The sequence below is a fragment of the Metabacillus sp. KH_069 genome, assembly GCF_057838075.1.
This window is the reverse complement of the sequence record NZ_CM174460.1, coordinates 1,246,158-1,260,841: the sequence shown is the minus strand read 5'-3', so window position 1 is coordinate 1,260,841 and position 14,684 is coordinate 1,246,158. Positions and strand designations below refer to the sequence as shown.

Annotated in this window: 15 protein-coding genes and 1 other annotated feature; of the genes, 1 reads left to right on the top strand and 14 read right to left on the bottom strand. The window is 40.7% G+C overall.

What is annotated here, in order from left to right; genetic code table 11:
• Positions 1 to 114: 114 nt before the first annotated feature.
• The 9 genes from AC3ISE_RS06275 to AC3ISE_RS06235 all read right to left on the bottom strand — a co-directional run bounded on the left by AC3ISE_RS06275 (position 115) and on the right by AC3ISE_RS06235 (position 6,940).
• Positions 115 to 369 (bottom strand): hypothetical protein, encoded by a 255-nt coding sequence (locus AC3ISE_RS06275; protein ID WP_419887832.1) that lies wholly within the window; start codon positions 367 to 369, stop codon positions 115 to 117.
• Positions 370 to 471: 102 nt separating this feature from the next.
• Entirely contained in the window at positions 472 to 795 is a 324-nt protein-coding gene (locus AC3ISE_RS06270) for a methyltransferase domain-containing protein (protein WP_489223492.1), read from the bottom strand.
• Between the two features lie 20 nt (positions 796 to 815).
• Positions 816 to 1,082: a class I SAM-dependent methyltransferase gene (locus AC3ISE_RS06265; protein ID WP_489223491.1), complete on the bottom strand. Its 267-nt coding sequence runs from the start codon at positions 1,080 to 1,082 to the stop codon at positions 816 to 818.
• Positions 1,083 to 1,342: 260 nt separating this feature from the next.
• Positions 1,343 to 1,570: a hypothetical protein gene (locus AC3ISE_RS06260; RefSeq protein ID WP_489223490.1), complete on the bottom strand. Its 228-nt coding sequence runs from the start codon at positions 1,568 to 1,570 to the stop codon at positions 1,343 to 1,345.
• Positions 1,571 to 1,637: 67 nt separating this feature from the next.
• Positions 1,638 to 2,408, bottom strand: a complete 771-nt coding sequence (locus AC3ISE_RS06255; protein ID WP_489223489.1) for a hypothetical protein — start codon at positions 2,406 to 2,408, stop codon at positions 1,638 to 1,640.
• A 373-nt stretch (positions 2,409 to 2,781) separates the two neighbouring features.
• On the bottom strand, positions 2,782 to 3,177 hold the full coding sequence (locus tag AC3ISE_RS06250; protein WP_489224278.1) for an OsmC family protein: 396 nt from the start codon (positions 3,175 to 3,177) through the stop codon (positions 2,782 to 2,784).
• 63 nt (positions 3,178 to 3,240) lie between these two features.
• Positions 3,241 to 4,488 (bottom strand): glutamate-5-semialdehyde dehydrogenase, encoded by a 1,248-nt coding sequence (locus AC3ISE_RS06245; protein ID WP_489223488.1) that lies wholly within the window; start codon positions 4,486 to 4,488, stop codon positions 3,241 to 3,243.
• Between the two features lie 18 nt (positions 4,489 to 4,506).
• Positions 4,507 to 5,598, bottom strand: a complete 1,092-nt coding sequence (gene proB / locus AC3ISE_RS06240) for a glutamate 5-kinase (protein ID WP_489223487.1) — start codon at positions 5,596 to 5,598, stop codon at positions 4,507 to 4,509.
• Positions 5,599 to 5,745: 147 nt separating this feature from the next.
• Positions 5,746 to 5,967, bottom strand: a binding site (T-box leader).
• A gap of 154 nt (positions 5,968 to 6,121) precedes the next feature.
• On the bottom strand, positions 6,122 to 6,940 hold the full coding sequence (locus tag AC3ISE_RS06235) for a uroporphyrinogen-III synthase (RefSeq protein ID WP_489223486.1): 819 nt from the start codon (positions 6,938 to 6,940) through the stop codon (positions 6,122 to 6,124).
• Positions 6,941 to 7,195: 255 nt separating this feature from the next.
• Here AC3ISE_RS06235 and AC3ISE_RS06230 point away from each other — a divergent pair, with 255 nt between their 5' ends.
• Complete coding sequence (locus AC3ISE_RS06230) at positions 7,196 to 7,378, top strand: YolD-like family protein (protein ID WP_133311741.1); 183 nt, start codon at positions 7,196 to 7,198, stop codon at positions 7,376 to 7,378.
• A gap of 85 nt (positions 7,379 to 7,463) precedes the next feature.
• On the opposite strand, the gene AC3ISE_RS06225 is transcribed toward AC3ISE_RS06230, so the two are convergent.
• From AC3ISE_RS06225 to AC3ISE_RS06205, 5 genes are all read right to left on the bottom strand, one after another.
• A complete protein-coding gene (locus AC3ISE_RS06225; protein ID WP_489223485.1) occupies positions 7,464 to 8,480 on the bottom strand; it encodes a S66 family peptidase in 1,017 nt (338 codons plus the stop codon).
• A gap of 154 nt (positions 8,481 to 8,634) precedes the next feature.
• The gene (locus AC3ISE_RS06220) at positions 8,635 to 10,143 is read right to left on the bottom strand and encodes a response regulator transcription factor (protein WP_489223484.1); all 1,509 of its coding nucleotides are present in this window, start codon (positions 10,141 to 10,143) and stop codon (positions 8,635 to 8,637) included.
• Positions 10,121 to 11,992 carry a sensor histidine kinase gene (locus tag AC3ISE_RS06215; protein WP_489223483.1) on the bottom strand — a complete coding sequence of 624 codons (1,872 nt, stop codon included), beginning with the start codon at positions 11,990 to 11,992 and terminating at the stop codon, positions 10,121 to 10,123. The genes AC3ISE_RS06220 and AC3ISE_RS06215 overlap by 23 nt, the downstream gene beginning before the upstream one ends.
• A gap of 110 nt (positions 11,993 to 12,102) precedes the next feature.
• Positions 12,103 to 13,740 (bottom strand): type 2 periplasmic-binding domain-containing protein, encoded by a 1,638-nt coding sequence (locus AC3ISE_RS06210; protein ID WP_489223482.1) that lies wholly within the window; start codon positions 13,738 to 13,740, stop codon positions 12,103 to 12,105.
• Between the two features lie 51 nt (positions 13,741 to 13,791).
• Entirely contained in the window at positions 13,792 to 14,682 is an 891-nt protein-coding gene (locus tag AC3ISE_RS06205; RefSeq protein ID WP_489224277.1) for a carbohydrate ABC transporter permease, read from the bottom strand.
• Positions 14,683 to 14,684: the final 2 nt, after the last annotated feature.

Sequence of the window (14,684 nt, the reverse complement as noted above, 5' to 3'; positions counted from 1 at the left end):
ACAATGATTATTCCTTTTAAATTGCCCAATTCTTATCTAAAGGGTGTTCACTATCTGCTGCTATCGCCCCCGATTGTTTAATAGTAATACTTATTTGGCAAAGTATTATCTTATCTACGGTTCTTGAAAAAGTTTCCTCTGTTTCATATAATCAACAGCCTTTGTTTTATTCTTTTGTTTCAAAATATGTTCTTCTTCGTTTTTTTCTCTATAGTAGGCATAGAATTTATCTTTAGAAAGGACACCTTCCGATATAGCTTTTTTAACTGCACAATGTGGCTCTTTGGTATGAGTGCAATTAGTAAATTTACACATTCTAGATAAATCTATAATGTCTTCAAATACAAAATCCAATTCATTTTCATTCATTTTTTAAACCTCACTCTATCTAATTAAGTAATGTCTTCTCTTATTCCATAATTCTGCCCGTTTCTTGAATAAAAGCTGTATATCTCCAAATCTACCCGCCAGTTATTTTTTGGGTTTCGCCCAAATCAGATGGAAAACATCGAACCAATGGTGTTCTGCTTTCTGTATTTCAATAGGAGAAAGACTAATTAGTTCCATGATGTTTCGGTTTTGATGACACCCAATCATTCTCACAAACATAGGATCTAAGATCTTCTGTAACTTTGAGAATATAAAATGGGAGCTGATCCCATGCTCCAATAACAATATTTGTCCCGTTGGTTTACACCACTTACTTAGGTTCTCTAATGTTTTTAATGGTTGAGGATAACCACAAAAAGAAAGCGTCGACACAATGGTATCGAACTGATTCTCCGCAAACTCCAATTGATCAATGTCACTTTCAATTATTTCAACTGGAAGATGATACTGATGAGTCGAGCCCTTGCTTTCTCCAGCATTTTAGGACTAAAATCCACCGCTGTAATTTTCCCAATCTCCTCTGGGTTGTAATACGGAAAGTTTCCTCCAGCTCCGACTGCTACTTCAAGTACGGATCCTTTGGCCTCTTTAATTAATTTTTCTCTCCATTTCCTTTGGATTTCTTTTTCTCTTATTCGATCGTAAGTATTGGCTTGTTTATCAAACTTTTTAATCAGCTTATTATTGTTCATGCCTGGCTTCTACCTTCTTAACAATTAAATTTACAGTTTAAAACACAAGAAATCTGCCGTTTATTTTCCTTTTATATCCTTCCTGCGTTTTAAGGTTATTATAGATTCACTTTTATTATCTATAATCAAAAAAATCACACAAAAGATTACGATAACGCATCCCTTGTGTGATTTGATAAATTTACATTTGCGAATTGCCTCGCGGATTGATATGCGATTTCTAATGACATTTCTTCTTGTGCTCCTCTGAACCGAACCCGTTATTTAGCGCTGCCCGCCGTCAGGAACGCATGAATGTTTTTCAAAACCGGATCATTTTTAGAGACATGGACTTTGTTAATTTGAACATCCGACATGCTGCTGGTTTTAATGGTTTCTAAAAAGTGAGATTTATATGTTTCTTTTATAGATCGTTCAGAATCCTGACTGTTCTTTGAATTTTCTTCTGCAGAGCTGTAAATACGCATATGTGAATTTTGACTTTCCATTAAATTCACTCCCTTTCTTCTATTGTATAACCAAACCACTATTTAAGTAAACACTCAGGGGCGGCAGTTACGGGATCAGAAGGGTTGTATGACAAATGTTTTTTCCATATTCAAAAATGCTGGTAACGACTTCTTTATCGTAGTCTGTAAATGTGTGCTCTCTGCTTTCTATGAGCACAATAACCTTTTTCCCAAACTCTTCTCTGACGGCCATTAACATATTGGTGTCTCCAGATACCTTATTCTTTATCAAAATTTGTTTGTCAGACGCTGTTTCAAGAACCAGCCTCTCCATTAAATTTGTGTAATATGGATTTGAAAAGGGTGAAGTACCCGCTTGATATTCCCAAACTTGCGCCTGAATATTGATGACTAATTCACTTTGAAAAAATTCTTCGTATTTTGCTAAGATTTCTTGAATGGTCTTTTCATAAGGTACTGCGGGATAGGAGGACACTCTACCGATGAAGTAGGTATTCAGCTTCAGAACAGACGAAATAAAATGAAATTGGTTTAATTGTTTTTCTTGCTGTTTAGCAATTTCTGCAAACTCGACTTCAAATTGCATCACTTTAATTCTCTTTAAAGGGGTGGCAATGACGATCATAGCAACGAAAATCCCTAAAAGCACAACTACGATGAATCTCAGAATGGCTAATATGAACGGTGAGAAGATTCTGCCCATAAGATCGTTTCCATCTTTTACAGCCTGTAAAGATTGATGATGGAAATATCCTTTTACTCCGTATATAACTGCCAGTATAAAGAAAATCAAGATGATGCTGTAATAAATCTTGTCTTTATTTTCTTGCAGAAACTTTATTAGCTTTTTCCACATCCATCCGTTTCTCCTTCTTTTTCTCAAAATATGGTTAGATTTAGAGTTCTACAAAATGTAGATAACTCCTTTATTCAACTGCTCTCTTCCAATAAAAAAGGCTGTGTTCGCATAGATTGTTGGTTTCAATTATGAATGTTGTCCGTTCCTTGCAGCGAGAGGAACTTGCTTTCCGCGGGGAGCATGGGAGCCTCCTCGGCTTTGCCTGTGGGGTCTCCCATTTTGCTCTATTTCCCGCAGGAGTCAAGTTCCTTCCGCTGCAATCCACTTATAGCCGTTTAATATATCTAGTCTAATAACAACAAAGTTTACAAAAGAGCTAAAAAAACACACCATCTTTCATGGCATGCTGATTGAAACGTCTCTCTTCATTTTAAATCTTCTGCTCCCCATTCACACCATTAATCGAATACCCCACTGAAATTTCCGCGTTCAATGATTGTGAGACCGAACAATATTTGTCCTTCGAAAGCTGAATCGCTCTGATTACTTTGTCTTCCGGCAGCTCTCCTTCTAAAGCATAATGAATGTGGATCGCCGTGAAGCGTTTTGGATGATCTTCAGCTCGTGTTCCGCTTACTTCCATGTGAAAAGACGAAGGACTGAGCCTCATTTTTTGCAGGATGGATATGATATCAATGCCTGTGCAGCCGGCAATGGCATTTAAAAGCAGCTCCGTCGGTCTTGCGCCTGTATTTTCTCCGCCAAAGTCTTCTGCAGCATCTATTTTCACTTCATGGCCTGATGGCGTTGTGCCTGAGAAACTCATTTTTCCGTTCCATTTGATTGATGTGTTCACTATTCCCAGCCCCTTTTGACTTGATATGGTTAGCTATTCCCTGATTTGTCCATTTCCATATATAAAGTGTTTGCTTGAAGTGAGAGCAGGCAGCCCCATCGGTCCCCTTGCATGCAATTTTTGCGTGCTGATGCCGATCTCTGCTCCATATCCGAACTCAAAGCCATCTGTAAACCGGGTTGACGCATTATGATAAACAGCTGCTGCGTCTACCCTTGTTTGAAACTGAGCTGCGTTTGCAGCGTCTTTCGTAATGATGGCCTCAGAATGTTTCGTTCCGTATTGATTGATATGCTGAATGGCTTCTTCTACATTCTTTACTGCTTTGATGCTTACGCTAAGCGCCAAGTATTCCGTGCTCCAGTCTTCTTCAGCAGCTGGTTTTGCTATTGGAAAAATAGATCGTATTTGCTCATCTCCAAAAATTTCAACAGAGTGCTCATGAAGCTGCTTCAATAGATTTTCTCCATTGGTTTGAAGCCAGTTTTCATGGATTAAAATCGTTTCGATCGCATTGCACACAGATGGACGCTGTGTTTTGCCATTCAGAACAATTCGTTCAGCCATGAGCGGATCTGCTGATTCATCAATGTAAATATGACAGTTGCCAGCGCCTGTTTCAAGGACCGGAACCGTTGATTCTCTAACGACTGTATCGATTAATTTTTTTCCGCCGCGGGGGATTAATACATCCAGGTATTCATTAAGAGTGAAAAGCTCTTTCGCTGTTTCGCGGCTGGTGTCTTCGATTAACTGAACAGCATCCTGCGGAATGCCGGTTTGTTTGAGAGCGCGATGGATGACAGCTACCAGCGCTTTATTTGAATGGATGGAGGATGAACTCCCTCTTAAAATGACGGCATTTCCTGTTTTTAATGATAGAGTTGCGGCATCAATGGTGACGTTTGGCCTCGCTTCGTAAATCATGCCGATCACCCCAAGCGGAACACGCTTTTTCTGGATGTGAAGTCCGTTTTCCTTTTCGATTGTTTCAAGGATCTCTCCAATTGGGTCTTGGAGTTCGATCAAGAGACGGATGGCGTGTGCCATGTCTTCAATGCGCTTTTTATTCAGCAGCATGCGGTCCAGGATAGAGTCAGATACGCCATTTGCTTTTCCAAACTGGAGATCCTTTTGATTTTCGACGATGAGATAGTCTTGCTCGTTTTCTAATTGCTGGGCAATTTTTTCTAATGCGGTGTTTTTCTCTTCCGTCGTTTTTTCGATTAATTGATAGCTGACAGCTTTGGCTGCCTTGCCTTTTCTTAGTACTTCACTCATGTTTTTTCCCCCTCTGTTTCAGGCTTTGACCCAGCGGTCGCGGTGAATTACTTCTATAGAGATATTTTCGTCTGTTAATTCGTGGCTTCTTTTCCCCATTATTTGTTTCAGGCTTTCTGACGAAAATAGCACTTCTCCTTTTCCAAGCAGACCGTTTGTTCCGAAAACTTCTACGACGTCACCTGCTTCAAATGTTCCGGTAATGTCGTAAATGCCCGCAGGCAAAAGACTTCTGCCGTTTGCGGTCAATGCAATCTCGGCTCCTTGATCCACATAGATTGTTCCTCTGACGAGTGAGTGCAGAGCAATCCATTGCTTGCTGCTGTTTATGAAGGAACGGCTGTCTCCGCCTATGTAAGTTCCATCGCCTTTTCCTTCAAGAATGTCAATGAATTTTCCTGCTCCCATTCCTACTCCGATAAAAATGTTCACGCCTAAAGTCAGCGCCGTTTTTGAAGCAATCAGCTTTGATTTCATGCCGCCTGTTCCAACGAGTGATCCGGCACCTTCCGCTCCCTGCATCATTTCATCTGTGATTTCCTGAAGCTGATCGTATTTTTTGGCTTGGGGATTCTCACGAGGATTGGAGTCATATAATCCGTTAATGTCCGTTAAAATAATCAGCTGATCTGCTTGGACAAGACCGCTGACAAGAGCGGATAACATGTCATTGTCTCCAAACGTTAATTCTTCTACTGAGACAGTGTCGTTTTCATTGATGATCGGCAGAATGCCTCGGTCCAGAAGCTCGCGAATGGTGGCATAGGCATTTTTATAGCGGTCCTTTTTTGAAAAATCGTTGCGGGTGAGCAGAATTTGCGCAGGGATGATGCCATAACTGCCAAGCTGCTCCATGTATGATTGAATCAGGAGACTTTGTCCAACCGCAGCCGCTGCCTGCTTTCCTTTTAAGGTGACCGGTCTTGCCGGATAGCCCAGTTTTCTGAAGCCTGCAGCTACTGCTCCCGATGAGACGAGCAGCACTTCATGGTCTTCTTTTCTTAAGGCAGCGATTGCCGCAATATGATCGGTAAACTTCTCCTGATCAATTTCTCCTTTGCGGTTTGTTAAGGAGCTGCTGCCGATTTTGACGACAATACGTTTTTTCATGGAAAGGACCTCCTAATTTGACTTGCTTCCTGTATTTTCTTATTTGCAAAAACTCGCTTTTTTCCAGACGATTTTGAGGATAAAACAGCCATCCTTTAACCAAACCATTTAAACCGATAAACACAAAAAAGCCCTTCTCGTCCTTATAGAAAGGACGAAAAGGGCTTGGCTTTTCCGTGGTACCACCTTAGTTGGATGCACGCAGCATCCCGCTTTGCCTGATAACGCCAGGTTGATGGCGCCTATGTTTTTGGCATAGGACTCTGAGGGCAGGTTCTGCGGCTTTGCTGCGGCAGGGTCTTCCAGCTGATAAACCCCGCTCTCTGTCACATAAAGACCCGCATACTAGTCCCTCTTCAACGTTCATTGATTTTTATATATTATGCGGAGAAAATGTCTTTATGTCAAGAACTTCCTCTGTTATTTTTTCCACTCAAAACCGTGCGAAACGCAGCCGATGCTGAGAATTAAGACCAGAACATACAGCGTGTTGTTCAGCCATTTTGGCATGATGCATCATCCTTTATTTTATTTTTGCTTCTTCGTAATACTTTGCAAGCTCAATGATCATGGCACCCATTCTCTCAAGATCAGGTGCAAGCGGATTTTGTACGCCTTCTTCCGTTAAAGCTTCTGCCGTAATTTTTCCAACTGCAACGGGGAGTACATTAGTATTAAATGCATGAAGAATTTCCTGCAGACAATCATTTTTTTTCACATAGGTAAAAAATTCGCGCACCTGTATCGCCGCTGTAAAACAAACAGCATCTACTTGACGGCTCTGCATTTCATCACACAACAGACTGACTGCCTCCTCGTCAGGAGATATATGCTGATAAGGCAGAACCTGCAGAACAGAGGCTCCTTTATCTTCAAGAAAGCTGATCAATGCTGGTGCTGTTTCACCGTGCAGCTGAACCATTACCTTTTTTCCATGAAAGTCTTCGTTTGCCAGAGCACGCACGAGACCTCTAGTTGTCCCGTCATCATCTTTTGCAGTGGGTGCTAAATCAAGTTTTTTCAGAGAAGCAAACGTTTTGTAACCTCTGGATGCGATTTTCGCCTGATGAATTCTTTTCAAATAAGCTTCTTCTTCCCCAAGTTTCCGGGCAAGATTTAAAAGCGTTTCCGTTCCTATACCCGTTGTAAAGATAACCCAATCTGCACCCTCTTGAATAAATTTTCTGAGATCGGGTTCAACCTGTTCCTCTGCCAAGAAGACGGTTCCTTGCAGAGAACGCACTAACGGAATTCCGCCCTGCTTTTCAATTAACGTGCTGATTTCATCTGTTTTGCGGGAGCCTGCGATGACAATCCGTTTTCCTTCTAAACCTTTTCCCATGTTCTATCCCCATTTCCACTGACTATATTAAAGAAAAGCCCAATTCCGATTTTTCTTATAACTAAAGGTATCATTCTACAATCAATGTATCAATCTTATCTTATTAACCTCTCAATGTGTTTTTTTTCACAAAGTGTTCAAACTTTATGTAATCGCTTTCACAATCTTGTAGTATAATAGGAATATACTCACAGAAATCCAATTTTACAGACTAATTAACTTTAAATATAACAACATGTGAAAGGAGAAATCATCATGATCTTAAAAGCATTGAGACGAAACAAATTAGTAACGGTGAACTACTACATCGACGGTGCGATTCAAACATTAAAGGGCCGCGTCCATAACCTGGACCTGAGCGATCAGACGCTTTCTCTTGAAGACGAGAACAAGAATATTTTCTCGATCAGGCTTGCGGGGATTAAAGAGATTTATTGACACAGGAAAGAGCATCATGCGTAATGATGCTCTTTTTAATTTCCGTATAAACCGCCTAATTCTTTCAAAACAGTTTTTCTCTCAACTATTCTCTAAAACTCTGCAGAACCGTTCCCTTTCCATTCTCCACCGTCACTTCCGCGTAAGCCCCGTTAATCAACGTGATTTGCGGAGGCTGATGACCGCAATCGATGTCATAAATGACCGGAATGTTCAGTTCCTCAGTCAAATCTTTGTATACATCCAATACTGTATACTGATCGACTGGATGATTTGCCGCACTTCTTCCGAACAAAATGCCTGAGCAGTTTTCAAACCATCCTGAAAGTTTCATCTGGACAAGTGATCTGCGCAAATCGACTGTTGAAAGTTCGCAGTTCTCGAAGTACCAGAGAATGGGTTCGTTCGGGATATGCCGTTCTCTGAACGATTTGACATCTCCAAACGGTGTTCCGGCCAGTTGTTTGATCGCATCGATGCATCCTCCGAGCAGCCTGCCTTCGGCTTTTTCTGACCGGCCAGACACTGTCTTCCATTCTGTAACCTGAGTTAAATGAAAAATGTGCGGTGTCGGGTTGTTGTGCTGCCACTCTTTTTGGTAATGGCTTGAGGAGGACTGAAGAATGGATTCCCCGCAATTTGTCTTAAGAACGTTCTCCCACATGGCTGTAGTTGGATCAGATTTCTCGCCTCTTAAATCTACAAGATTCGTTCCATGAGCCGTCGCCATTCCTGTCTTTAATGTAAGTGCAAACAACAGCAGACTGATATCTGAGTATCCAAGCACCCATTTCTGTTTGATTGATTCATAGTCAATATGTTCAATCATTTCAATCAAAAGCTCGCCGCCCCATGGAGGGATGATTAGATCGATTTCATCGTCCTGCATCATTCGGTTAAATTCTTCAGCCCTTGTTTTGGCAGGAGCTGATTTAGCTTTTTCCTGCGTCCAGGCTGTTTCTCCGCAGATTACTTTATAGCCTTTCGATTCCATGCGGCTGCAGGCTTGGGTAAGAATATCGTGCAGTTCAGATGGTACTCCCGATGATGGTGCGGTTACTCCGATTGTTGCATCATTTTTTAAGATAGGATAGGTAATCATAGATTTCCTCCTGAACGTTTTAGGTGATTTTATCTGAGAAAAGAGAATCCTTCAAGATTTTTTTGATCATACTTTACAATTTCATAATTTACTGTCCGATCGATCTGATTTACTGTCCGATTCAGCAAAATTACTTTCTAAAATGAATCATTTACTAGCTATTTTCCATCCCGCTCCCAACCTCGCGGACCTGCTCTCTAAACTCCTTCGGTGAAATCCCTTCTATTTCACGAAACACACGCGCAAATTGTTTAGGGTTTTTGTAGCCGACCTTTTCGCTGATTTCAAATACTTTCAGATCTGATTCACGGAGCCATTTTTTGCTGTTATGAATGCGGACCTGTTTCAGGTAATCAACAAAGTTTTGACCTGTGCTTTCTTTAAAAATATGGCTGAAATAAGAGTAATTCAAAGAAATGTGATTGGATACGACAGCCAGGTTTAAATCTTTATAATAGTTTTCCTGTATAAACTGCATGGCCTGATCCAGGTGGTTTTGCTCAGAAGAGATGGATTTTGTTTGTTTCATATATTCGTGCAGCCTCATGAGCAAATTCTGCGTTTCGTGCAGGTAGTGATAAAAATCACGGAAGCTGTAAAGACAGCCTGTTTTTGACATGCGTTTAAACGTTTCCGCAGATTCCTCTCCAAATCTTGCAAAGAAACTGTCAAAAATCAGCCTGTTCATTTCTTTGTTGACCGCTTCAAGGTAGCTGATTGAAAAAGTGGTGATTTTTTCATAATCTAATATTTTCAATAGGAGAGATTTGATTTCCTGCTCCCGAACAGTGCCAAGCATGTTCTTTATTTTTTTGATTTCCTCAATCGGAGGCAGCACATTTTCTTCTCTGTATTGAATATCCTTATAATCAATCAGCTGGTTTCTTGGATAGAGAAATCCATATTTCACCGCTTCAGCCGCTTCCAGGTATGAGGCCTTTAAGTGCCTGAAGCCGGTTTTCCCCTCACTGAACCCGATTGACACCGAGCCTAGCTGTTCTTTTAAAAATGGGAAGATGTTTTTGTCTTCTGAAAGAATAACGGCCCGCTCTTTTTGATCCAAAAAGCAATAAGACTTCATACCGCTTTTTTCTAGATGTTTTTTAACGGATTCGATTCCATTTTTACTGTCAATCACTCCCGTATAGTAGCTTTCAGAAGAAAGATCGAGCTGGATTTTGCTGCATATGTCTTTTATTTGTTCTTCCGTAATCAGCGGATTCAGCAGGATGTATTGCAGCTGGCTGCTTTGCACCTCTTCCAGTTCACGCTGTGTAATCGTCTCTGTTTTCTTAAAATCATCGAGTGTGCTGCGGATCGTTTGATAAAGCTCCTCTCGATTTACAGGCTTCAGCAAATAATCTTTTACCCTGCATTTGATGGCAGCTTTCGTATATTCAAAATCATCATAACCGCTCAAAATGATGAGAACGGGGATCTGATCCTTTTCCTGAAGAGATTGAATCAGCTCCACGCCATTCATACGCGGCATTTTGATATCCGTTACTAAAATATCAATCTTTTCATTATTTAATCGTTCAGATGCTTCCAATCCGTCTCCTGCAAGCATAGTTTCAATTTCACCTGAAAACTCCCGCTCGATCATGGCCTGAATTCCGCGCCTGATATTGCTTTCATCGTCAGCGATTAAGAGCTTGTACAACTTGCTTCTCCTCCTTTGCAATGAAACTTGGCACGTGAAAGGCCACTTTCGTGTATTCGCCTTCTTTGCTTTGTACCTCAAGTCCGTATTCTTCTCCATAAAGGAGCTGCATTCTCTCGTTCACATTAACTAATCCGATTCCCATTCCTCTATTCGATTCGGCATCCAAACCTGCTCTGATTTTTTCATTGAGGTTTTTAACGTCTTCAGAGGACATGCCGGTGCCATTGTCGAAAATTTCAATCACAATATCCGTTTCATTCCGGTACGCATGAAGCCTGATCTCTCCCTGCTTTTCATAGAGAACAGGGGTCAGCCCATGCTTTACCGCATTTTCAACAATCGGCTGCAGCGACATTTTCAGCACTTCGGTCGCCATCAGCTCATCCGGAACATCAATCATAAGCGTCAAACGGCCATCAAGACGCAAATTCATAATATCCACATAGTTTTTTATATGCGATAGCTCTTCCTGCAAAAGAACAAAGTCATTTTTCCATCTTAGATTGTATCTCATCATCGAACCAAGGGAAGTGACAGCATCCGACGTTTCGTAATCTCCCTTGATTTCAGCCATCATTTTGATATTTTCAAGGGTGTTAAAAAGAAAATGAGAATCGATTTGCGTTTTTAAGGCTCTGAGCTCAGCTTCTTTTGTCACGGCGTTTTTGTTGACTGCATCTGCAATTAATCGGTTAATTTTAGACAGCATGCTTTTAAAATGATAGGCAAGCTGACCGATTTCACTGTAGCCGTTTACGTCAACTTTCACACCAAAATCTCCGCTTTCCGCCTCTTTCATCGTATTCATCAGCTTATACATTTCTTTCAGCAGATAAGAGATGATCCGATATGTGAGATAAGAAAGGATCAGCACAAGAAAAATAATGCCGCCAAGCACAAGGTTCCTCGTACTCTCAGTCTCAGCAAAAATCGTTTCCAGAGAAACAATGTTCAGCATATAAGAATCAATGCCTTCCAAATAGATCGCCCCGACTAAAATCGGGGTTTCATTGTTCATATACTGAAAGGAAAAAGTCCCTTTTTTCTTCTTGTTCTCAAATTGTTTGGTCAGGCTTTTCATATCAATCTGATTGTTTTTGAGAAAGCTGTTTTCCGGGTTGATGATGTAATTATTGTTTTTGTCGACAACCACCATTGAAGAATCAACCGAATCAACAGTACTGAACATTTTCGGGAAAAAGTTTTTCTGCAGCATGCTGATTTCAATGATGCCCAGGTGTTCATCCTTAGGATAATCAAGCTCCCTCAGCACGGAAATTTTAGCGTTTGCACGGTACGGATAGCGTCCCAAAATATCATAATCCTGCTGTTCAAACCACCAGAACTCCATGCCGTTTCGGGCAATCGTCTCCTGTTTCCATGGCTTGTCTTTGATCCTGTCCTCGCTGAAGAGAATGGGCCACATTTCATTCACGTAAGGATTATTCGTATAAAGATGAATGTTTTCGATCGTCGGGTTATTCACTTGAAGACGTGAGACATTTGAGAACGCATTCATTTTAAAATTCAGCAAATCATTCACATTCGTTTCATCTCTAGTTTTGACAAAATCGATAAACTCGTTGTCAGATACAACCATCTGTGCGGTTCGCCGCATGGATTCAATGTTATTTTCAATATGAACCTTCTCAATTTCAAGCAAGTATTCATTTTTATTGGTAATATCCTTGATGGCACTGTCATCGACTTGCCTTGTATAAATGAGCGTGAAGGTGATGACGGGAATCATAATTATGAAAATATATAAAGCTATGAATTTTTTTTGCAAAGAGAGTCTGAGGAAATACTCATATATAGAGGTTTTAATTTTATTATATGAAAACATGTACGCACCTGCTGTCTGTATGTAGTCATTTCAGTATAAACCATACATCTTTACTGTGGCAGGTCCAATATAGGGAAAAAGGCTGCCGGAAGCAGCCCTTTTCTTAATTATTATTCTCCAGCACTTAGCTTTTTCTTATTTTCTTTGTACATTTTCTCTTGGTATTTCTGCACTTTTTCATAGCCAAGGTCTTCGCGTTTTTCTAAGAATCCCTTCATAATCTTGTCAAATTCCTTATCGGATTTGGCAAGCAGGAGTTTAGGAAGCGTTTTTCCCCATTCCTGGCTGATTTTCGTGCTTGAAATCGCTTCAGAAGATGTGCCTGTTGGATTCAAGCCATCAAATTCTGCAAAGCTCTTTGTTTTTCCTTTTGTCCAATCTTCCATTTGCTTAAACGGTTCAGCCGTAGGCGGGTTCCATGGAAGACTCATGTTTGTATCCATCAGCATCCAGTGCTTGTATGATGCTCCGTATTGCTGATCAAAGGCTGTGCGGTCTGAGCTTAGAAGCTTTAACACTTCAGGTTTAAATTCAGGTTTTCCGTCTTTTTCTTCATACGTTACGCCTTTTTCTCCAAAGAAGAAATCTTTTTGTCCTTCTTCACTGATCAAGTAGCTTAAGAATGCAATCGCACGCTCTTTATCTTTTACATCTTTAGAAATCAATGTTACTGTCCATCCAGAAATACTGTCTCCTGCAAGTGTTGGCTGATCTCCAGCAGAGTTCGCAGGACCATCAACAGCAATGTATACGGAATTTGGATCTTTTGCAAAAAGAGCCTGCTGCTGTGCAGCCATGTCACTGCGCTGATACAGCATCGCGAAATAACGGCCCTGTGCAATTTTTTCTTCCATTTGCGGACGTTTGTCTACGAAAATATCTTTTGCCAGAAGTCCTTCTTCATTTGCTTCTCTGAACGTTTTAAGCCATTTTACGTATTCAGGATCTTCTGTACGGTCATACAGCTTTCCGTCTTTCTCCATTGGAATCGCAAGGAAGTTTTGAAGATATCCTTCAAGTGATCCGTTTCCAACGTCGGTAAACTCATTAAATCCGATTGGAATCAATGGAGCGCCATTTACTTCAGGGAATTTTTCCTGAGCTGCTTTAAGAGTGGAAACAAATCCTTCAGGCGTGCTCATATCCGGGCTTCCTAATGCTTCATACATATCTTTTCTTACTAAAAATGTTTGATTAGAAGGCTTTAAATCTTTGTATTTTTCAAAGTCTTTAGGTGAAGAGGAAGCATTTGGATAACCATACACATTTCCATTTTCCTGCTTATACCATTCAAGCTTTGCATTGTCCGCCACTTTAAAGAAGTATGGATCATATTCTTCTGCCAGCTCATTTAATGGAAGAACAAGCTCGCCTTCTTGCATTTTCTTTACAGCATCTTCCCACCAGCCAAGCGTGATAAAGTCAGGAAGCTTGCCTGATGCGATCATTGTATTCATTTTTTCTGCTTCATTTCCCGCTGGAGAAATGTAGTTGATTGAAACACCTGTTTTATCTGTTACATATTTAGATACAGCGTCTTCACCCCATTTAGAAGCGAACCACGAAAAGTTCATGTACCAGTCAAACGTGATTGGAGAAGTATCTGCTTTCCATGCAGGCTCATCTGCTGAAACAGGCTTCTTGTTTTCTTTCTCGTCTGAGGAAGCGGTTTCATTGTTGCATGCAGCGAGCATGGAAATAAGGAGGATCGAAATCAGGAAAATCGAAAAGCTTTTTAACTTTTTCATAGTAAACCCCTCTCTAGTACTTGATTATAATAGACTTTCTTTCTCTATGCATCAGCCTTTTACAGAACCGATTAACATACCTTTGACAAAATACTTTTGCAGGAATGGATAGACAAGCACAATTGGCAGCGTTGTAATAACCATTGTTGCGAGTTTGATAGACTGGGATGTGACGGTTTTCGTCGTAATGCTTCCCGGTGCGTTCATCATCATCTGATTGGAGCTGGATTCTGCGACTACTTTATAAAGATAAGTCTGAATCGGCTGCAGATCTGGATTGTTGACGAAAATAACCCCTGCAAAGTAGTCATTCCACTGATACACTCCCTGAAATAATGCGATTGTCGCAATAACAGGCATCGATAAAGGAACAATAATCTTAATGAAAATAGCGAAATCATTTGCTCCATCAATCTTTGCTGCCTCTTCAAGCGCTGGCGGCAGCTCCCGGAAAAAGGAGACAAAGATAATCAGATGGAAAAAGTTAAACATTGTTGGAATGATATACACAAGAAAGTTATCAAACAAGCCAAGGTCTCTGATTAAGAGGAAGTAAGGAATCAATCCTCCGCTGAAAAACATCGTCACGATTCCGATCATCATGTACAGCTTTCTGCCATATAAATCTCTGCGTGAAATCGCATAAGCGACCATTGCCGTGAAAAAGACATGAGTAATCGTTCCAATGACGGTTTTGGCAATCGTTACTCCAAAGGAAGTCAAAATACCTGAATTCGCGAATACCGCTTCATAGTTTTGCAGGGTAAACTCGCGCGGCCAGAAGTAGATTCCGCCATTCATGGCATCGGCACCTTCATTTAAGGAGTTGACGATCACATACCAAATGGGATAAAGCGTAATCGCACAGATGATAAACATGACGACAACATTGATATTGTCAAAAATGTATTCACTTTTCGTTCTGCGATTGAGTTTGAACAGTT